We start from the raw sequence: 19,247 nt of genomic DNA, 5'->3' as shown, positions 1-19,247 counted from the left end.
AAGGCAGCTACTTTCCGAGCTTCCTTGAACCGCGCCGCATGGCAGAGAAAGCTCTGACGGCCGTTATCCAGGAAGCGCATATCCAGGGAATCTCGACTCGTTCTGTCGACGACTTGGTCAAGGCCATGGGTATGAGCGGCATCTCCAAAAGCCAGGTGAGCAGCCTAACATCGGGACGAACGCAATCTGCGGGGCGAAGGTGGCTGCGACGGCCATCCTCATCAGCGGCTGGAGATAGATCAGATAACCGCCCACGGTGACAAGGATGCCGATCTGGAGTAGCGGCTCGGAGATGCTGGTCCCAACGAAACTGCCCACCGGTTCCGCTTCCGCAAAGACGATCGACAGCTCAACCCCCTCGAGCGTGGATTCCGATGGCGGCGTCTCGGCCCGATGCAGAACGCGCGCCCCGAGCCAAAGCGTGCTTTTTTCGCCCACCCAGCTTCTTTAGAGGTTGGAGGTGAATTTATCGCGCCCTTCAACACTGCGACCGCGAGATAGAGGGAGACGAGAAAGAGAAGAGACCGGTATGACGCTTGCTCGGTCGCCTCATTGACGATCCGGCGCTGGAGTTCGAGAGGCGCCGCGCCGATAACGAAAAGAGCCAGGGACAGCCCTGCGACCAACGCCTGATGACGCCTTCCCATCAGCCAGATGAAGCCGAATAGTTCGGAGAGCATCGAATCCGTCGCGCCATTTGCGGGACGCGGCCGGACAATTAAATCCTGGAGGGCCAGATGTTCATCGCGCACTCACGGGTCAGAGAGAGCGCTCGACGCGCCCGGTTCGGGAGTCGTCGGATGGCCTCACCAGTAGGACGCTCACGACCGTCCCCACCATGAGGATCAGGATGACGAGGAGAAGCCTCGACACGACGGCGTCTGCGATGACCCTGACAAACATGACGGAAACTCCAGGGACGATTTCATAGTTTGAGAGAGCTCACCATGCGGTATCCAGGGTGATGTTGTTTACCACGCCGCCGACGCCGCGGATGCTTTCCGCCGCCACCCTGGCCGCCGAGCATTCCAGCTCCGTCTCGACCTCTCCCCTCAGGGTCACTGCCCCGTCGGAGACGGTCGCATTGACGATGGGGAACCTTATTTCGAACTCGGTTTCCAGGCGGCCACGAACGGCCGTCCCTAGGGCCTCGTCGCCGGAAGCAGTACACTGCCGTCGAACATCGAGAAGCGCTCGCATCAAGTCGTGACGGCTGATTATGCCGGCGAGTCTGCCGTTCGGTGTTTGATGTCGTGGGCCTGCAGGAGTTCTGCGAGCTGGCTCGCGGTTGCGCTCGGGGCGGCGCTGACGACGGGCGTCGACATCACGTCCTTGACGCGCCAGCTTCGGGCCTTCACATAGTCCGCCAGTGCATCTTCGCGGTCGCGCGTATGCGGTACCGCCCGTCTCGCCCAGGATGACGCCACCCGGCGCAGCAGGTCTCCCCGGTGACGATGCCGGTGAGCCGCCCTTCGCCATCGATGACGGGCACCGCGCCGATCTTGCTGGCGTTGACGATCTCGACGGCTTCCCTGACGTTGTGTCCCTCGTCGAGCGTCGTCACGGGGTCGTCATGATGTCTCTAGCAAGCATCGCGCTGTCTCCTTTTCGATCGGACAATTACGGAGCCAACTTGTTGAGCGCATTGACGTGGATCAAGGCAGACACGAAGCCGCGGGAGGCATCCTTCACGCGTCGTCGTCTCTGAAGCCTTCCGACGAAGTGCGGCGTCAGGCTCGCCCGCATTGCAACTTATTGAGGATCGAGGCGTTACGGTTCGGTCTCGTCCTCGCGCGGCGTACCAAATTCTTCCCGCGCCGTCGCAAGGAGTCTTATGCAGCAACCCGTCAAGCTGGTATCCGTCGGCACCGCCGTTCCGCCACATGTCATCGACCAGCGTGACGCGGCGCGAGCCTCGCACACCGCGTTCTCATCGCGATTTGGCGATTTCGAAAAGCTGGCAAGGGTGTTCGAAACCTCGGGAATTCGGCGCCGCTATGCCGTCCGGCCGATCGAGTGGTATCTCGAGACGTCGGGATGGCCCGAACGAAACCTCGCTCATATCGAGGGCGCTGGTGCAATGTTCGTCGCCGCCGCCAGCAAGGCTCTCGTGTCGGCGGGCATTGCAGCAGGCGATGTCGACACGATCGTAACCGTCTCCTCGACTGGTATTGCGACACCTAGTCTGGAAGCGAGGGTAAGCCGAGAACTGGGCTTCCGGGACGATGTCGAACGGGTTCCCGTGTTTGGCCTCGGCTGTGCCGGCGGAGTCTCTGGGCTTTCAATCGGGTCACGGCTGGCGGCATCCCGGCCAGGCTCAGTCGTGCTGGTGGTCGCCGTCGAGACCTGCACGTTGGCATTTCGCATGGACAAGCTTACGAAGGCGAACATCGTGGCGACCGCCCTCTTCGGCGACGGGGCCGCCGCCTGCGTGGTGCGTGCTAGTGAGACCGGTCTGGCCGAGGTCGAACTTGCAGGCCAGCATACGTGGCCCGACACGCTAGACATCATGGGATGGAGCGTCGATCCGGAGGGTCTGGGCGTGATCTTCGATCGTGCGATACCACCGTTCGCCGAAACTCATGTGCTGAAGGGCGTAACGTCCATACTCGCCCGATCAGATCTTGCTCCTGCCGACGTTGACCGGTTTGCGTGCCACCCCGGTGGATCAAAGGTTATCACCGCCTTGGAATCGGCGCTTAAACTAAGCCAGGGAACCCTCGACCAGGAACGTGAGGTTCTCTCGGACTATGGGAACATGTCCTCGCCAACCGCGCTGTTCGTACTCGAGAAGCTTCTTGCGCAAGGACTACCCAGGAGAACTGTCCTGACGGCGATGGGACCGGGCTTCACCCTTAGCTGCCTCTCGTTGACGGCTGCAGCATGACCCGGCGATCATTCTCCAGGACGTTTTAAGATCGCATCGTTTGCAGAACGAACAGGACTCGAAACACGTAGCTGACGCTGCAAAGGCTGCGATTGCCGTGGGACACCCCAAGTCGAAGGCGAGGTTGCCACCTCGCACTCGAATCCTTTCTCTTGCGTGCCGGCGTAGCTGCGGCAGTATGGCTGGTGGTAGTCGCTACCCAATCCGGTCCTCTGTCGCACTAGGAGGAGCGTGCCCAGCGCCAATTCTGGATTTCCGGCAAGTCTTCTCCACGCTCCCGCACGAACGCCCGGTGCTCGTCGAGCTTTGCATGCAAGGCTGCCGTCACATCTGGCACCTTTTCGGCGAGGCCGGGCACGCGCGCGATCGGTCGCGATGTCTATCTGCGTGTATCTGAACCATGCGATCCAGCCATGGCACTGAATGTGCATCGGCAAACAAAAGCGGATTTACAACCAACGTTGTCAGATACGTCTCCCCCAAGCGGGATTGATGTCTCGGGGGCCAGTGTCTCTCGATTACGCCTGTCATCGATCGCCGACCTCGGCAGGCCACAAGGAGTGGGAAACTTTGATCTCCTACGCACTTTGCTCATCGCTTCCCATTCCTAGCTGCATTGAAGCGTATCTGGGGCAGAGTGACTTCAAATAGGCGCTTCAGCGGAGTCCACCGACCGAGGCACTGGATGTTCGCAACCAACTGCCGCTTTTCCGGAAGATGATGAGTTAAGGTGGCAGGAAACGGAATAAGACTGGTTGACGAGAAGCCCGGGAAAAACAACAGAAACTGGTTCGAAAGTTCTTGTTCGTTCATCAGCGCTTTTTGTTGGATTGTGAGAGCACGGATCCTGCCAACTGCTTGGTAGCAGTGCTGTATTTCGTGCTCGATAGAACCTGCGAAGCCTTGTCCTCCATCGCAGCTCCTGTCTGCTTTGAGGTGCCCGCCTGCAAGGGCTCTGTTGCAAGATCGACTCCGACTATGTCCTGATGTACCCGGCGATCCGCCCCGGCAGCTACGTCCTCATTTCCGTGACCGACACCGGCACCGGAATGACGTCCGATGTGATGGAGAGGGCTTTCGACCGTTCTTCACCGCGAAACCGACGGGCTCGGGAACGGGGCTTGGGCTGAGCATGGTCTACGGTTTCGCAAAGCAATCCGCAGGGCACCTGCAGCTCTACAGCGAACTTGGCGAAGGGACGACGGTGCGCCTCTTTCTTCCACGCGCCGACGCCGGAAAGGATTCTCATCCGAACGAGCAGCGGGCTGAGGAAGCCCCGCCTCGGGGCACGGAAACTATCCTGGTGGTCGAGGACGACGCGAGAGTTCGCCGAGTGACGGTCAGCCGCCTGCAGACGCTTGCCTACTTCGTGATCGAAGCTACGAACGGGATCGACGCGGTGAAGGAGCTGGAGGCGGGGCATGACGTAGCGCTCCTGTTCAGTGATGTGGCCATGCCGGGAATGAACGACGACGAACTGGCCCGGAATGTCCGGGAGCGCTGGCCGAGGGTGAAAATTCTCCTGACGTCGGGCTTTTCTGAACCCCATGCCGCGGACAAGGAGATCGAAGCGGGCGCCGGCTGGCTGAAGAAGCCGTACACTGCATCGGAGATGTCGACACGTCTCAGGCTGCTGCTCGCCACGAGGCCTAATAGCGATTCTGCTCGACAGCAGGATTTCAATTTAGAAAAATCAAACCCAAACCTCAATCGCGCTGCCGTTGCGGGGACTCATATCTTTCTTCGCGGAAGATCCCAGCCTACGTCGCCACCCAAGGTCGCTCTCCAAGAACATCAATGGTCGCCTTGTGCTCGCGACGGAGGCTCTGCAACGGGTGGTGCGGAATTTCGTTCCGAAGACGAGATCTGCGCGCAAGTCGATCAAGGAAATTGGGCTCTATGCGAAGGGCGCTCAGCGGCGCCCTTGCTGCTGAGTGTGGGCAGAGCAGTAATGTCTAGCCAATCCCGATATTCGATCACCCGACCGTCAGTCGGTCGTCGAGAGTGCTGATCCCTGGAGCGGACCATGCAGCGCGCTCCGCCGCCTGCCGTTCCGACCAGGTCTTCACCTTGCCGGAGAGGATTACCTTTCTGCCTTGGACGTCGATTCTGATTGCATCGGCCTCAAGAGCGGCGTCGCGCTGGAAAGCATCCTCGATGCGTTTCTTGACATCCACCGCCGTAATATGCGGCTTCAGCTCCACTAGGTTGGACACCCCTACTACGCCGGCGAGATCCCGCACGGCGTCGTAGGCCGCGTTCTTTTGATATTGCCACTCGACCTCTCCCCGCAAGGTGATCCACCCTTTGAGGACCCGCACCTGCACCGAATCCTTTGGCACGGAAACGTTCCAGTCGAGCATTTTGACAGCTCGCCGGGCGATGTCGTCGTCGTCTGTTTCCTTCGGCCCGAAAATCCGGACCTCGATATCGGCAGCTATTCCGCGCACGCCCTTGACGCGACTAACCACGCGCTCTGCGGCTTCTTTCTCCGCGTAGGTGCGCACGTGACCAGTCAGTGTGACGATCCCGCTATCGACCGCGACGCCGATATCAGCCGCGTCGATGCTGGGCTCGAATTCCATTTCGTCGAGAATGTTCTGTCTGAGTTGAATGTCGTTCATGACAACCTCCTTCAGGTTTGCGACGTGCCGATCGTGACAGCGCCGCAGATTTTCGTCGTTGATCTTCATCAAGCACGAGAGCGACCTTGGAATTTCAGCGGACAGAACACGGTCTGCGGGCTGCTACTGGGTCTGCACGTCAGCGGCCACGAAGAGGCGGTGGCCGTTCCTCACGACGGTGATGAGAGCACGGGCATGCTCCTTCACGAGTATTGAGAGGAGTTGCCCGACGTCCGTCACCGGCTGCTGGTCGAGAGCGACGATAACGTCGTCCGGCTGCAGGCCGGCCTGTGCCGCGACCGAACCCTCGGCGACGACGACGACGCGGGCGCCGGGACCATCGGGAGAGTTCGCCATCTCGGCGTCGGCGAGAGGGCCGCGGGCGATATGAATGGTACGCGAAGCAGCCGGTTCGGCAACCGGTGCGTCGGACACCACGGGAAATGCTTCTATCCTTCGGCTCGCGCGGTCGATCTGGAAGGACGGCTTGGACTGCAACGGTAGCGATCCCACAAGCCTTCGAACGTCGGACGCGCCGCGCACCGTCCTTCCGTCGACCATCCGAATGACGTCGCCCGGCTGAATTCCTGCATTTGCCGCCGGTGAACCCGGAAGGACTTCGCTGACCAGCGCGCCCGCCCCTTCATCGACGCCGAACGCCTTTGCGAGACCGGGCGTCAGGTCCTGCGTTAAAATTCCCACCTCGCCGCGTACCAACTTGCCGGTCAGGATGAGCTGCCGCATCACGATGCCGACAGTCTCGGCTGGGACCGCAAAACCGATGCCGATGCTTCCTCCGGCGGGGCCGATGATCGCGCTATTGATCCCGACCACGACGCCGTCCTCGCTTACAAGCGCGCCGCCCGAATTGCCGGGATTGGTCGACGCGTCCGTCTGAATGAATCCTTCGTACCCCTCCGATCCCACGGCACGGCGCCCAAGCGCGCTTACGATGCCCATCGTCGCGGTCTGGCCCAGGCCGAAGGGATTCCCGATCGCCACGACGACGTCGCCGACGTGAAGCGAGGACGCGCTTCCAAACTCGGCTTGAACAAGATGATCAGGTGGAATTTGAACGACAGCGACATCCGTCTCGGGATCGGCGCCGACAAGTTTCGCTTGGAAGCGTCGGCCGTCGGAGAGCGCCACCTCGATTTTTGAGGCGCTTGCTATGACATGCTGGTTGGTGACGATGTAGCCGTGGACCTCGTCGATGACGACACCCGATCCGGCCGATTGGAAGCTGTGCTCTGCCGGCGCAGCGTCGTCAGGTAGTCCGAAGAACTTTCTGTAGAAGGGATCAGCAAGCGTTGCATCCGCGTCGTCGAGTTCCCTGCCCTGCACCGAGATGCTGACGACGCTCGGCACGACACGCTGGAGCATCGGCGCGAGCGACAGGCTGTCTGCAACGGCTGGAGCCGACAATAGGCTCTCACCTGCGATGAAGAGCGCCGCCAAGGCGAGCAACGAACGCGACATCTCTGATCTCCTTGCGGAAGCGCCGCCGGTTGTCGGCGGACGTCTTGACGAAGAAGCTTTTGTGTAGCGCAAGCAAAGCGCATTGATCCTTGTCAAGGGGAACATCGGCTACGGAACGATCACGGCGGCTCCAGAGACACGGCCTGCGCGCAGATCGTCGAGAGCCTCGTTCGCATGCTCGAGGGGGTAGACGCTGGTGAAGCATCTGACCCCTGCCGCCTTCCCGATCGAGAAGAATTCCGCCCCGTCGCTCCGCGTCAGGTTCGCCACCGAGACGACCCGCCGCTCGCCCCAGAGCAGACGATAGGGCATGCTCGGAATGTCTGACATGTCGATGCCGCCGCAGACCAACGAGGCCGGACGGAAGTTCACGCTTGATCTTGGCGCCGTCTGGACCGGGTTTTCCGGTGAAAGGCCGCCGGTGCCGCTCGACGCCGCCATCATCTTCGCGCCGGCCGGCGAGCTCGTGCCAATGGCGCTCGACGTGGTGCGGAAGGGCGGAACGGTTGCCGACCGGCAAAGATCTCGTCTTGAATCAGAGCGCCCGCGCGAAACGCGGGTGCGAGGTGAAATTAGATGTGGCGCTTGGATATAGGCCGCGTAGATATGGCATGTGGTGCTCCGATTGTGGGATGCGGGTTCGGCTCGAGCATCGACGGTCATTCCGTTCTGACTGCACTGCGTCCCGACACGGCCGTGACGGCAATGCCGTAGAAGACATGAGGAGAGCCATCGGGCATGGGGAACTCCTGGGGCTTTATAGAGCCGATTTCCCACCAGTCCGAATACTTTTGGAGAAGACCACGCGTGGAGCCGTTCGCTTTGTCGCGCCTCGCTGTCAGGAAATTCCTCGAACCTGCCTTCGACGACGATGCTCGTCCACCCGCCGGCGCTCGAACGCTGCTCGATGTGTAGGCAGACCTTGTCGTTCCCCGCATCCAGTCGAGCTTCTTGCCGGGCATGGTGAAGCTATAGGCGACGCCGTTGGAAAAGGCGAAATAGATCGCCGCCACGTAGAGCTGCCCATCCTTGCAGCATGCCAGATGACCGAAACGCTCGTTCTCCAGGATGCGGTAGCACTCACCGGGGTTGATCTCCGTCAGATTGATCGTCATGGCCGTGTCCTCCAGCTTCGATGAAGGCGCGATTATAGGAGCTTCATTGCGCCGCGGCCTTGACCAAGCGCAATGCGAACTCTCTCAGCGGCATGCATCATGACGGAAGTTAAACCTCAGGAGGCAAGCATGAAGCCGCAGTTCCATCTCCCGTTGTCGACCTATCCCGACGCGAGTTCCTTCGCCATAATCGACAATGCTATCGGCCTCGCTAGGCAGAATGACGCCCATCTCGTCGCCAGTATCCCACAAGTCCGGATCCCCCAGGTCCATCCGCCCTTTCCCACCGTTATCGATGTCGAGACATGGCGGGGACAAGCAGAACGGTATAGCCGGGACAGCGGGACTTCGCTGCGGGGACACATCGCCGACGCTATTTCGGAAACTGGCTTCGAGGTGCGAATCCACGGATTCGAGGTCAGGGAACCGTTCGTCTATGAACGCTTTTCTGAAATTGCCAAGTGCTACGACCTTTCCATCGTCGAAGCCTCGGAGCTCTCCCGGCAACTCTCCGAAACGCTGCTATTCGGAAGCGGCCGTCCGCTCGTGCTATTTCCAGCCACCAGCGTCTACTCTCGTGTGGACACGATCGCCGTCGCCTGGGACGGCAGCGCCACCGCAGCGCGCGCCCTTTCCAGCGCACGGGTCTTCATCGAACGCGCGATCAAGGTGCAGGTCATCTCGATCACCGACGACAAGGAGATCGACGAGGCGAACCGCGCCCTCCTGATCTCTTCGTTGAAGCATTCGGGACTCGACGTGGATGACGTATCGATCCAGGCAGGCGGCGAGACCGCGACAGGCGCCATCCAATCGGCCGCGCTGGAACGAAAGGCGGACCTTCTGGTCGCGGGCGGATTTGGCCATTCGCGGCTTCGTGAGTTCATCCTCGGCGGCGTCACTCGAGAACTTCTCGTCAAGGCCGAGCTACTAGTGCTTCTCGCCCATTAGAGGGCGCGAAGGGCGTTTAGAATGACCGCGACGTCGATGGCCTCCTAAAGCAATGCCCCGCCGACTGGCGGAAGGTATTGAAGCCGGTCTTCGAGCGTGATCGTGCCAGCCGGCGTGCCGTCAAACACTACCTTGACACGCATTGCGCTGCCTGACCCGTTAGGCGTCTCCTCCGACGCCGACGCGCACGCCATCGACGATTCCGGATCCCGCGGTCTCGGTCACCTCCGATGGGCGGCTCACTCCCAACCCACGTCTATGCGCCTCGTCCACCAGCGCGCGTCCGACCACATGGCCCGACGCCTGGTCCAGCGAGGCGGCCAGCCGCAGGATCCTGTTAGGATGCTCCGATCCCTCGATGTGGCCGACTTCGGGCTGTCCCGCGGTGAGCGTCCCCGTCTTGTCGAACACCGCCACGGTGGCCTGGACGAGTGCCTCGAGAGGTCCCGCACCCTTCACCAGAACGCCCTCCTTCGCAAGTGCGACGGGTACGGCCAGGATCAACGGACAGGGCGTGGCGACGACCAGCACGGCCACGATCCTTGACAGGTCTCCGGACATGAACGCCGAGACGCCTGCAATCGCTACCGTGGCGAACAAGAACCACACCGAGAACCGGTCGGCCAGTCGCATCAGCTTCGCCTTGGAGCGCCTCGATGCTTCCACGAGCCTCACTATTCCGGTATTCCGGCATAGGTGCTGTCTCGGCGCGACTTAGAACGCGGATTTCGATCACGTCCCCCTCGTTCGTAGCGCCACTTGAAATGTTGCCATCCCTCGCGATGCGCACCCTTAAAGGCTCTCCGGTCAGGACCGCCTGGTCGATCGTCGCGACTTCGCTGACGAGAGCCCCGTCGGCCGGTACGACGTCGCCCTTGCGTATCAGGAGCACGTCGCCGACCGCGATCTTCTCGATTGACCCCCTTGCTATGTAGATCAGCGCTTCGCCTGCCCGGCGCTGGCCGGGGCCAGATCTGAGACCGTGCGATGCAGATATTCGGCACAGGACCCCGCAGGACCATATTCATCTTCATTGTCTTCACGACTTCGAATCAAATCAACTGCTTAGCCTTGAAAGACGGCCTATTCTCCAAACGGAAGTTCAATTTCTTCGCCGTTTCTTTTTCCGCCCTCGGTCAGGACCGTGTTGAGCCGCTCGGCATCTTGTGCTGGCAGCATTCCCGCCCCGGTTCGAATACCTTCTCGCCATGTAGGCCCGCGCCTCCATGCTTCGTTGTAGACGAGCGCCAAGTCGGTAGATCGCCTTGTCTGCTGCAGCGCTTCGAAGAGCAGCGCAGCTTGTCGGATGTCCTTCTCACGCTTCGCCGGCCCCTGCCCGTCCGTGTTTCGGCGGCTGGCGACTATTAGCTTGTGGACGGCATACCGGGACGGATCAGGGACGACGACCGGAACACCGCTTCGGTGGAGCAGCATTGTCCTGACGGGTTCCCTTATGAGGAAGTCGAGAAAGCGCAGTGGATCCGCGCTGGCGCCACCAAGAGCGGGCATCTTCGCCGGCTGATCGATGTAGTCATCCGAACCACGGTTCGACGTCAGGAACTCAACCCTGTAGCCGTCGGCATTCTGAAACGCTGACGATACCGCGGCTCCCGATCGATGTGGAACTGGACGAAAGCTGGCGTCGACGCCCTGCAGCAACTCAAGGATCGGAGGCAGACTATCTTCGACCTCCCGACTGATGGCATAGTCCTGGGCGATGTCAGCATCGCCGGTCAGGATCGCAGCCATGGGAAGACGGACACCGAGCAGTCCTGAATAGCACTGAAAGGCCACCGTGCCTATGAGAATACCCCGGAGCCGAAAGAGACCGCCATCGGCAAGAGCCTCGACGATATCGCCCGACATGGCGTCAGGGGCGATCATCCCGCCTTCGCGGGTCAGGGTATTTACCAAGCGCCTGCGAGCGCGTAGATCGTCCTTGTCCCGCTTATGATCAGCTACGCGCTGTGCGATAACCGGATCATCAGCGGAACCGACGTAACGACGTTTCGTACCACCATGTCCATCCGGGATGTCGAAATACCAGTACTTGCGCCCCTTGATGTTTGCCGGGGTGAACCGACCCTCCGGAGGGAAATCGGCCGTCCAAGCGGCGTCGAGCGAGCGCTGACCGAGCTCAGCGAGCATCGTCTGATACATGAGGTCGATGGACTTCATAGCTCGACTCCAGGGTTATACTGTTTTTCAAAAACAGTATAACGGTCGTGAGGATAGGTCGCAAGATAGGATGCCGCCTCTATCGCCTTGAAAGGACACCTGCAACAAGCTTAAAAGGCAGGCAGCGCGTCACGCTCATCGTTCAAACCGCTCCAGCATTTTTCTCAACTGCGCGTTTTGCAACGTTAGCTTTCTGGCCAGCTGATCCCTGAGCATCCTGATCTCGTCATCGAGGCTCATCCCGTTTGCAGTTTGGATAAATTGGGGATCGTCTGCAATCGCCACCGCTTCCTTGCTGCGGCTCCTTTGCTCGCGCGGTGCGACTCGGCAATTCGCTTGAGCCTAGCGGCATCATTCGCAGCGGTGACGTCGAAACCAGTACCACCTGATATAGCGGGATCAGCGACCTCCACGATTTCGGCAACTTCGCCGTCGACCTTGTCGTGGACATCGCTTTCGGCTTCTTCGGAATGCACAGGCTTGAGGGAAATTGCACCGGGTTGACCGTGACGAGGTAGCTCCGCGCCTGCCGGCCGACCATCGCTATTCAGGCTGTCCTCGGCAGGCGTTTCAGTCGGACCAGAACTAGGCAACGCCTCCGGCGAAACCTTCTCGGTCGAGCCGCTTTCTCGCTTTTGTTCGCGTCCCGGTGAGACCAGTCGGGCAAGAAATTTCCAGGGAGACGCCATCTATCCGACCTCGCGTTTTATCCCGCAAGCAGGCAGTAAGTCTTCATTCCGGCAACAGCTCACCGTCGCCAAATTTTATCTCTTGATAAGCATGGAAATGCGGCCGGCGATTGACCAGCTGCTTTTATCAATCGAGCTTGAGCCGTTTGCGCAGATCGGCATTTTCAGCGCGAAGTTTTTCAGCCAGAAGCTTGCGCAGCCGCTGATTTTCCTCTTCTAACTGCAGGAGGTCCGCCATTTCATCGATCGCTGTCATCGGCGCGGCAGGCGCCGGCTGCACAGCCTTTGGAGCGCGGCGCACCGGTGCGCGTTTGGCACTCGCCGCAGCTTCGACCACCTTTGTCTTGCGCCCTCTCCTCTTCACACCACCGGCGCCGGCCAGAGCAGCTGCTGGCTCTGCCGTAGTGTCAGCTGACGCGGTTTCGAGTGCCGCGGCTTTCTTGGCCCTGGGTTTGCGCTGTTTCTTCGGCGTAATTGGCGTTTCGACAACGGCCGGCACATCGGCACTGGTTGCAGTATCAGTCTCGTCGGCCATGCTCGTCTCCTGTGTATCTGATGCAGTTGTCGACGGCTCAAGAGGCGGTGTCAACAACGACTCAGCCTGATCTGGTTTTGGTAGAGAAATTTCGCTGTTGGATTTGCCACTCTGAGAGCTATCCGACAGAAACGGCATTGCCTCTTTGTCTAGGTCGCGAGCGACGGATTTTAGGTCCACGTTGCCCCAGATCGAGTTCGACCTAGTATCGAGTTTTCGTCTGCCGCTTTTGTACTCGACGGCAAAACTGCGTTGCACTTTTTTCAATATAAAAGCCCTTGAAAAATTCACGGGATGATTTGGTGATAGGGTGGTGTATCCGAAATAACGATTACCGGACTGCCCGTCTATAGCCACGCTCGAATGTCCACCTCACCTTTCCAGGAGCAGAATTCGTGGCCAGTCGAATGGGGGATGAGACGGGTGAGGCTACATTGGCCCTGAACGAAGTCAAACCGTACTGATTCAAAAGTTGCACGTGGGCAACTTATCGGCGAGCTTCCTTGTTGTGCATCGCCGGAGTCTTAAAAGATTTTAACTGCCGAACCCTCAATCGAAGAAGCAATGCGCCTGTCAACCTTGTCTTTCTTTGCTCGCCTGCCGGGCCAGTTCCCTTCGATCCATTATGCGATCTTCCTGGCCCAAAACGTGAACTCCATAGCAACAAGCCGGCCGCTGGCCTCGAAAGCTCTCCCAGTACCAGCGACGTAGGAATGTCCTGGGCCGAGCGGATTGCGACTGACCGCTAGAGCCAATATCGGTGCGCCGGCGGAAGCTTCATGCGTGCGAGCCCTCATTCTTTTGGATGACTTTCCGCGCATCGTAAAAGCGTCATACTATCTTGGCGGGAAATTCGGAGAGGGGCATGCATTATCGCCAAAGGTCGGTGCTGTCTGCGGCACCTTGGCTGATCATCGGAGCTGCCGTAGTAGGCGCTTCGAGCGGTGTAACTGTTGCAGACTTCGAAAAGCCGGAACTGCTAATCGCCGCCCTGCTTGTCGGCCTTATCATCGGCATGTCCGTTGAGCAGTTCCTAACCAGGACGAGCAGACAGGCGTGGCGCGAGAGAAACAGGTCACGATCGGAGGAAAGGCGCTGGAACGAGCGCATCATACAGGAACCCAGGCTTCAGACGCCAGCTGCTGAGCCATTGCGTCCAGTCGACGCCACGGATCAACTGCGTATTGTGATGCGCTCCAATTTCACCATTCAGCCATTGTTGAACAAGAGCGAAGCCCGGGTGTTTCGGGAACTCGACAGCGTCGTGATCGGCTGCAATTCCACCTGGCAGGTGATGGCTCAGGTTTCGTTGGGCGAGATCCTTCGAAGTGCCGACCCAGACGCCTACAGTTGCATCAACTCCAAACGTGTCGACTTGCTCCTCGTCGACGGCAATTGCCAACCGAGGCACGTCATCGAATACCAGGGCGGAGCACACCACCAAGGCACCGCGGCCGCGCGTGATGCGGTAAAGAAGGAGGCGCTGCGACGCGCCGGGATCGGCTATTATGAGGTGGTGGCTGGCCAAACGACGCCGTCGGAACTCAGGCGATTGGTCGAGAAGCTGGTGGACAACCCGCGTGTCACTTAAAGCGATATCATCACAAACCTATGCACGGCCGAGCCTCTTCGACAGGAAGAAACGATTGTCTTGCCGCGATGTAATTGAGGCACACCCGGAATGATCTCCGATCTCCAGGCGGTTCGCGAAAATCTGTTTCCGGCCAGTCGCGCAGCGATCGAGGACTTGCAGGCGTTCCCTTGGCATCGTGATCGAACCAATCGAATCCAAGCCTACAAGGCGCATTCGTCGCAAGCCATCGTAATCGATGTACTGCCAGAACTTTGTCGCCATCCCGCAACGTTCCGGGCGATGAGCCTGATGGCCCTTGAAGGCACCCGGAATTGCCAGCGAGGCGCACAGGCCGGCTCCAGTCGCTCCGCCCAGATGTAGACGGCGACAATTGCCATGAGTGGCAGATGATGCGACGGCGCAAGCAAGGGCAACAGCATCAAGCCCCAACAGCTTGCAATGCACCAGAGACCGTGTGTCATCCCCCATGCCAGCACATTTTCATAGGCCGCCGGCGGAAAGGCGGCCAGGCTGGGGCGGCGATGACACCGGTTCAGGGCGACCTGCTTCCAGGGTGAAATCTGCCAGATAAACGCGATGATCAGGCACGCGACCAGAGGCAGGGCGGAACTGGTTGAAGCTAGGCGCAGCGTGATCGCGACGCCGAGGAGAGCAATACCCGCCACCATCCATGTACCGAGATAACTGACGACAAACAACAGCTCGGCCCACGGCCGCACGCGCCAGAAGCTGCGCTCGCGCACATGCCTCAGTGGAACAGAGAGCGTCGGCAGCATCATTGCCATCACCATCATCGCCCAGCTGACGATCAGCTGCAAAGGTGAGACGTAACTGAAGAAAAAGGCATAAGTCTTCGGTGAGGGAGTGGACCAGACGAAAGCAGCGGAACAGATCGTCGGCATGGAGGTGCTGTCGCCGCCGACAGCCAGGGGAATCCATGCCGAGCCGGCAGCCAGTGCGAGTGGCGCAAAACCGCGGCGCCACTCGCGCACCGCAGGAGAGGTGCTGCGCAAGACGCTCACTCGAATTGCCGATAGATGCTGATCCGGCCGATTTTGATATTCGCCGCATCCGGGATGTTTTCGAGCGGGACGAAACTTACCGGCAGGCGGGCGACATCAAATTCGCCGTCGAGGTGCATTTTATCGACAATGTCTGTGATTTCCAGCTTGTATGTGATGCCGTTTCCGGAATGTTTGCCTGCCGGATCGCTCGCCTGCGTCACGCCAAAGAGCGCGACACTGCCCGCCAGATATTTCTTGTTCCCGGCGGGATCGGCCCCCTCGGGCAGCCCGACATAGACCTGGAATATCACGGCGTCATGCACGCCGGTGACATTCTCGAGATTGAGAAACACGCGGTCGGGCGCCGTCGGGGCGATCCTGTTGGCGCTCAGGCTTTGGCTCACCCTGGCCCTCGCATCCGGCTCGACCTTGACAGAGCTGCGCATAGTGCCGCTGCCGGCGAGCGACATGCCGCTGTCGCTGGCCGCGACCAGTTCCACCTTGTTCTGTGTCGGCATGTCTAAACCTCTTGTGGCAGCAACGGAACTCCGCGCAATGCCCAGTCTCTCCATGCGTGCGGCGACGGTGACGATCGGTCCGGCCTCCGCGCCGGGTGTCAGGTCGTCGTATTCATAGCCCAGACTGGCCAAGTCCTGCATTTTCGTCGGAGTATAAACCCATTTGGTCTTATCTGGGTTCGGCATTGTAAATTCGCGCTCACCGATGCTCGCCGGCCCATCCAACCATTTGGAGTCTGTCGGATTTTGCCAATCCGTCGGCGAAGTAAAGGGTTTGCCTGTGGGAAATTTGTTCCAGCTCTCCCACAACCGATCGATATTGCAGTGATGTAGGTAAAAGATAGGGTCGAGCGCTGCCGCGGTCGGAGTCGACATCAGGCCCGGCAATGGGCGCCCGGCCTGAGGCGAACCTGGCGGAAACACCAGGGTTGGGTGACCACCACCAACCAGCACATGGATGATGTTGTGCGGATCCGATTCGATTCCGCCGCTTTCTTCGCCGCTCCAGCTGAAGCCCGTTTCAACGCCACCGAATCCGGCACTGCCCCCGCCGCCGGGTCCGGCAAATTCTGGATCCTGCATCGCATTCAGGTTGGTTTGCGAGCTGACGTCGAATGGTGTGCTGCTGCTGAGCACCCCCCACCGCTGTTCGACAAACAGCGGATTGTCTCCGGTGCCATCCGGCCAATTGGCCGTGCGGAATGCCGGCGGCAGGACGTCCTGATCGGTTCCGAAATAGTTCCAATAGGGCAAGGCCCAGCTGGCGCTTGGTCCGTTGAGCAGTTCGATCTCGTGCCGGAGCATATTTTCCAGAGCCAGGAGATACCCGCGATGCCAGGGCAGGAAATACCAGCTCTGGTGCTGACATTGGTCGAGATAGGTCGACGTGTCGGATGCATTGGGGTCCGCATCGGCACTGTCGGTGATCTGATAGAAATCCCAGAGCCCGCGCCACATCCCATGAATCGCCGCATAGAAGTTCCAGCTTGTCGGATCTTCCAGCTTGCGGGCCTTCATCGCCTTGACGCCCCTTGCATACCAGAGGATCGGGTCGGCCCAGTCACTTCCCAACTCAAAGATATTCTCCCGTTTGCGCATCGCACTGTCCTCTCAGGAAACGATCGAGAATTGCTGGCCGCAGACTGCACGCGACCACTCAGGCCGGCCGCATCAAACGCGCACCGCATAGAACGTGGCCGTATAACCCGCGGGTGACTGACCATTGGAGTGGGTCACTGTCCGAATAACCGTACCGACGATGGTGTCGATCTGGTCCACGCCGTTCGGCCAGCGGGGAACGGGATAGCCGAGATAGTCGTAGACCCATTCCTCGTTGTCGATCATGCCGCGCCCCTGCCATTTCAGCGTCGCCGGCGCGCCGTCCGTGGCAGCCCCGTCGAGGGAAAGAGACCAGCCGGTTCCGCCAAGAGAACCGCCGATCTTGCCGGGCGCAGGCTCGGACAAAATCAGCGTTCCCGCGCCAAAGCGCAAACTGTCGAAAGATGCGGAAAGGTCGGGGTTGTTCACCAGGCTTCGATAACTCCAGATGCCGGAAAAGCTTATCGCCATGATAGTCCTCCTTCGGTGAAGCATGCTCAAATCATGTGGCGAGCGGCAGAGGGTCCCCCCGCGTCAGGCGATGCCGACACCGTCGAATGACGCGTCGATCGCCGAAATCCGTCGCGCAAGCTGAGCGGATGGAGCGGTCCTGAACAAGGTGCGTGCCGCACTGACGACAGCCCGACGACTGTCACGGAATTGCGAGGTGCGCGAGAGCAGCTGCGTCACCGCGACATAGAAGACCGCGGCGACTTCGTCTGGCGTGAAGACCAGACTGCCGCCTTCCTCCGCCACCAGCATGAGATAAGCCGCCTTGTTATGGATACCGCTGTTGACATGCACCCCTCCCCAGTCGCCATTCTGAGTGACCGGCATGATCCGATACTGGTTCATATGTGCAGGCTGGCCCCGCGACGCGGGATCGGACATGTCGCGGATGGGACCGCCGCCTCGCGCGAACCCCTGCCCGAGCCTCCAGTCCCATTGGCGGGGATCGGGATTGCCTCTATTGGCGATCAGCATGCCGAAAATATCGGAATAGGATTCGTTGAGCGCTCCGGATTGCGCTGCATATTCGAGGCGTGAGGTATTGTCGGTCACGCCATGGAACATCTCGTGCCCGACGATATCGAGCGCGGCGGCCAGGGTGAGAAGCTGGTTGCCGTTGAGCACCTGGCCATAGACCATTTGGACGCCATTCCAATAGGCGTTGAACCACTGGTTTCCACCGGGGCTTTCGCGCATGACGACGCAATTGATGCTGGCGTTCATCGGGCCGCCGCGATTGTCGATATTATTCCTCAACACGACTTCACGGAGGAAATGCGCGACGGCCGCCGCATTTGCATGCGCGCTGACTGCGGCAGGCGGCCAGGCAGGTCCTATTTCGTCCCCCGGCAGCAGGGCATCGTTGACGTTCGGATCCCGAAAACGAAAGTCGAAGGTCTGGATATTGTTCACCGTGTCCTTCAGAACGGCGCGGGCACCAATTTTTTCGACATTTATGGTCCGTTGAACATTGCGGGCGTCGAAGGCGAGCTGCTCCTCGGCGGCCATTGTCGGGGTACGCGGTAATTCCGCAATCACCCTCCCGGTATTCGCATCCACCACGTAGTCGAAATAACGCGGCCTCAACGGACCGGATCCGGCACTCTCCGGCATCGTCACCTCGACGTCCTCGAAAATATATGCCAGATGCCATTTGTCCTTCTTGGCCTCGTAATAGAAACTGAGACGGGGCGCGACACCGGCGATCTTCTTCTTGAACTGGCCTTTCTTGTCGACCGCCGACGCCGCTCTGGTGGCCGAAATCTTCGCCACAGGCGGAACATTGGTCGGCTCCCCCAGCGCCGAATTCAGGCTCACGAGTTTGTTGTCGTCGTCCAGCTCCACGGTCACCAGCGACCCGTAGACAGGGATGTCGTGGAACGCCTGGCGAAATTTGACGGTACGGGTATGGGTCAGTGGAACCGTTTCTGTGCCGATAACCTTGAATTGAGAGTCAGCGTTTTCTGCAGACGGCGCAGTAAAGTCGGGGACGCTATTGCTTGTGAGCGCATGGCCGAGATATCGACGGGCCGCAGTCTCAGGGTCCACCACCTGTGTGGCAGCAGGCTCAAACGCGAAGGTCGGGAGGTCAGACTGTTCTTTAGCGAGAGCGGCGAACATAGGAGCCGATCCGGCGTCCGATACGTGCATCGAAAAAGATTTCATCCCGTTTCCGGGCCTGTGTGACTCTGCCATGGCAAATCCCCATCCCCATAGAGGCAGCCGCGTCGCAGGCGGCACGCCGGCTATGCAGTGTTGCTTCGGTCAAATCCGATATCGCTCACACCCTTCTAAATCGTTCGCGGAGGTATCCATGCTCGTCGGCTCGCCATCTGTAGCGCACGTCCTGTTCGTTCTGCCCGCGTCTACGGTTCAACGCCAAAGTCACAAAAGCACAGCATGCTCCGCGAGTAGGGTCACGACATAGTCGCGTCCCCCTCCGAGAGAGGATCCGGAAGAACTGAAATGGTGTGGATGCCCTTATAACGATAGGTTTTATTAAAACACGAACGCAAGCAACCATCAAGAGCTTTATCGTTCATAGTACAATTATTTCATGCACTCA

At 59.7% G+C, this 19,247-nt stretch carries 17 protein-coding genes and 6 pseudogenes; 6 read left to right on the top strand and 17 right to left on the bottom strand.

From position 1 onward, the window contains the following. Positions 1-167: pseudogene (locus PYR71_RS28540) on the top strand (transposase); the annotation flags it as partial. Here PYR71_RS28540 and PYR71_RS28535 read toward each other — a convergent pair. From PYR71_RS28535 to PYR71_RS28520, 4 genes are all read right to left on the bottom strand, one after another. Further along, on the bottom strand, positions 118-438 hold the full coding sequence (locus tag PYR71_RS28535) for a hypothetical protein (protein ID WP_008534157.1): 321 nt from the start codon (positions 436-438) through the stop codon (positions 118-120). The pseudogene PYR71_RS28540 and the gene PYR71_RS28535 overlap by 50 nt on opposite strands. Before the next feature lie 321 nt (positions 439-759). Further along, positions 760-903 carry a hypothetical protein gene (locus PYR71_RS28530; RefSeq protein ID WP_016737394.1) on the bottom strand — a complete coding sequence of 48 codons (144 nt, stop codon included), beginning with the start codon at positions 901-903 and terminating at the stop codon, positions 760-762. Positions 904-942: 39 nt separating this feature from the next. Next, the gene (locus PYR71_RS28525; RefSeq protein ID WP_008534156.1) at positions 943-1,200 is read right to left on the bottom strand and encodes a BON domain-containing protein; all 258 of its coding nucleotides are present in this window, start codon (positions 1,198-1,200) and stop codon (positions 943-945) included. Positions 1,201-1,354: 154 nt separating this feature from the next. Further along, positions 1,355-1,564, bottom strand: coding sequence for a CBS domain-containing protein (locus tag PYR71_RS28520; protein ID WP_008534154.1), 210 nt, complete (start codon positions 1,562-1,564; stop codon positions 1,355-1,357). Between the two features lie 270 nt (positions 1,565-1,834). On the opposite strand from PYR71_RS28520, the gene PYR71_RS28515 reads away from it, so the two are divergent. Then, on the top strand, positions 1,835-2,887 hold the full coding sequence (locus tag PYR71_RS28515; protein WP_008534153.1) for a type III polyketide synthase: 1,053 nt from the start codon (positions 1,835-1,837) through the stop codon (positions 2,885-2,887). 220 nt (positions 2,888-3,107) lie between these two features. On the opposite strand, the gene PYR71_RS28510 is transcribed toward PYR71_RS28515, so the two are convergent. Then, a complete protein-coding gene (locus tag PYR71_RS28510) occupies positions 3,108-3,245 on the bottom strand; it encodes a hypothetical protein (protein ID WP_257784652.1) in 138 nt (45 codons plus the stop codon). 774 nt (positions 3,246-4,019) lie between these two features. Here PYR71_RS28510 and PYR71_RS28505 point away from each other — a divergent pair. Beyond that, positions 4,020-4,898, top strand: a complete 879-nt coding sequence (locus PYR71_RS28505) for a response regulator (protein WP_016737392.1) — start codon at positions 4,020-4,022, stop codon at positions 4,896-4,898. Here the strand turns inward: PYR71_RS28505 and PYR71_RS28500 are convergent. The 3 genes and pseudogenes from PYR71_RS28500 to PYR71_RS28490 all read right to left on the bottom strand — a co-directional run. Then, positions 4,864-5,511, bottom strand: coding sequence for a BON domain-containing protein (locus PYR71_RS28500; RefSeq protein ID WP_012489422.1), 648 nt, complete (start codon positions 5,509-5,511; stop codon positions 4,864-4,866). The two genes, PYR71_RS28505 and PYR71_RS28500, sit on opposite strands and share 35 nt — an antisense overlap. Before the next feature lie 123 nt (positions 5,512-5,634). After that, positions 5,635-6,990, bottom strand: coding sequence for a trypsin-like peptidase domain-containing protein (locus tag PYR71_RS28495; protein WP_016737390.1), 1,356 nt, complete (start codon positions 6,988-6,990; stop codon positions 5,635-5,637). Positions 6,991-7,098: 108 nt separating this feature from the next. Beyond that, positions 7,099-7,341 (bottom strand): annotated as a pseudogene (locus PYR71_RS28490) (alcohol dehydrogenase); the annotation flags it as partial. 16 nt (positions 7,342-7,357) lie between these two features. Here PYR71_RS28490 and PYR71_RS28485 point away from each other — a divergent pair. After that, a pseudogene (locus PYR71_RS28485) lies at positions 7,358-7,498 on the top strand (alcohol dehydrogenase); the annotation flags it as partial. A gap of 151 nt (positions 7,499-7,649) precedes the next feature. Here the strand turns inward: PYR71_RS28485 and PYR71_RS28480 are convergent. Next, positions 7,650-8,105, bottom strand: a pseudogene (locus tag PYR71_RS28480) (pyridoxamine 5'-phosphate oxidase family protein). 129 nt (positions 8,106-8,234) lie between these two features. Between PYR71_RS28480 and PYR71_RS28475 the strand changes: the two are divergent. Continuing rightward, complete coding sequence (locus tag PYR71_RS28475) at positions 8,235-9,056, top strand: universal stress protein (protein ID WP_008534144.1); 822 nt, start codon at positions 8,235-8,237, stop codon at positions 9,054-9,056. 77 nt (positions 9,057-9,133) lie between these two features. Here PYR71_RS28475 and PYR71_RS30890 read toward each other — a convergent pair. The 4 genes and pseudogenes from PYR71_RS30890 to PYR71_RS28450 all read right to left on the bottom strand — a co-directional run. Next, positions 9,134-9,972: pseudogene (locus PYR71_RS30890) on the bottom strand (HAD-IC family P-type ATPase); the annotation flags it as partial. Positions 9,973-10,139: 167 nt separating this feature from the next. Beyond that, entirely contained in the window at positions 10,140-11,234 is a 1,095-nt protein-coding gene (locus tag PYR71_RS28460) for a nucleotidyltransferase family protein (protein ID WP_012489416.1), read from the bottom strand. A gap of 135 nt (positions 11,235-11,369) precedes the next feature. Further along, a pseudogene (locus PYR71_RS28455) lies at positions 11,370-11,923 on the bottom strand (hypothetical protein). Positions 11,924-12,050: 127 nt separating this feature from the next. Further along, positions 12,051-12,725 (bottom strand): MreC domain-containing protein, encoded by a 675-nt coding sequence (locus PYR71_RS28450; protein WP_008534132.1) that lies wholly within the window; start codon positions 12,723-12,725, stop codon positions 12,051-12,053. Positions 12,726-13,323: 598 nt separating this feature from the next. Here PYR71_RS28450 and PYR71_RS28445 point away from each other — a divergent pair. Then, entirely contained in the window at positions 13,324-14,049 is a 726-nt protein-coding gene (locus PYR71_RS28445; protein WP_016737385.1) for a DUF2726 domain-containing protein, read from the top strand. A gap of 203 nt (positions 14,050-14,252) precedes the next feature. Here PYR71_RS28445 and PYR71_RS28440 read toward each other — a convergent pair whose 3' ends face one another. The 4 genes from PYR71_RS28440 to PYR71_RS28425 form a co-directional block, all read right to left on the bottom strand. Beyond that, complete coding sequence (locus PYR71_RS28440) at positions 14,253-15,074, bottom strand: DUF2182 domain-containing protein (RefSeq protein WP_016737384.1); 822 nt, start codon at positions 15,072-15,074, stop codon at positions 14,253-14,255. Next, positions 15,071-16,672 carry a tyrosinase family protein gene (locus PYR71_RS28435; protein ID WP_016737383.1) on the bottom strand — a complete coding sequence of 534 codons (1,602 nt, stop codon included), beginning with the start codon at positions 16,670-16,672 and terminating at the stop codon, positions 15,071-15,073. The genes PYR71_RS28440 and PYR71_RS28435 overlap by 4 nt, the downstream gene beginning before the upstream one ends. A gap of 72 nt (positions 16,673-16,744) precedes the next feature. After that, complete coding sequence (locus PYR71_RS28430; protein ID WP_029532339.1) at positions 16,745-17,137, bottom strand: hypothetical protein; 393 nt, start codon at positions 17,135-17,137, stop codon at positions 16,745-16,747. 69 nt (positions 17,138-17,206) lie between these two features. Beyond that, a complete protein-coding gene (locus tag PYR71_RS28425) occupies positions 17,207-18,922 on the bottom strand; it encodes a M4 family metallopeptidase (RefSeq protein ID WP_125462014.1) in 1,716 nt (571 codons plus the stop codon). Positions 18,923-19,247 lie beyond the last annotated feature (325 nt).

The organism is Rhizobium mulingense, from assembly GCF_029194105.1.
GTDB classification, from domain to species: Bacteria; Pseudomonadota; Alphaproteobacteria; order Rhizobiales; family Rhizobiaceae; genus Rhizobium; species Rhizobium mulingense.
The sequence above is the reverse complement of the archived record's forward strand: the minus strand, read 5'-3'. Positions and strand labels throughout refer to the sequence as shown.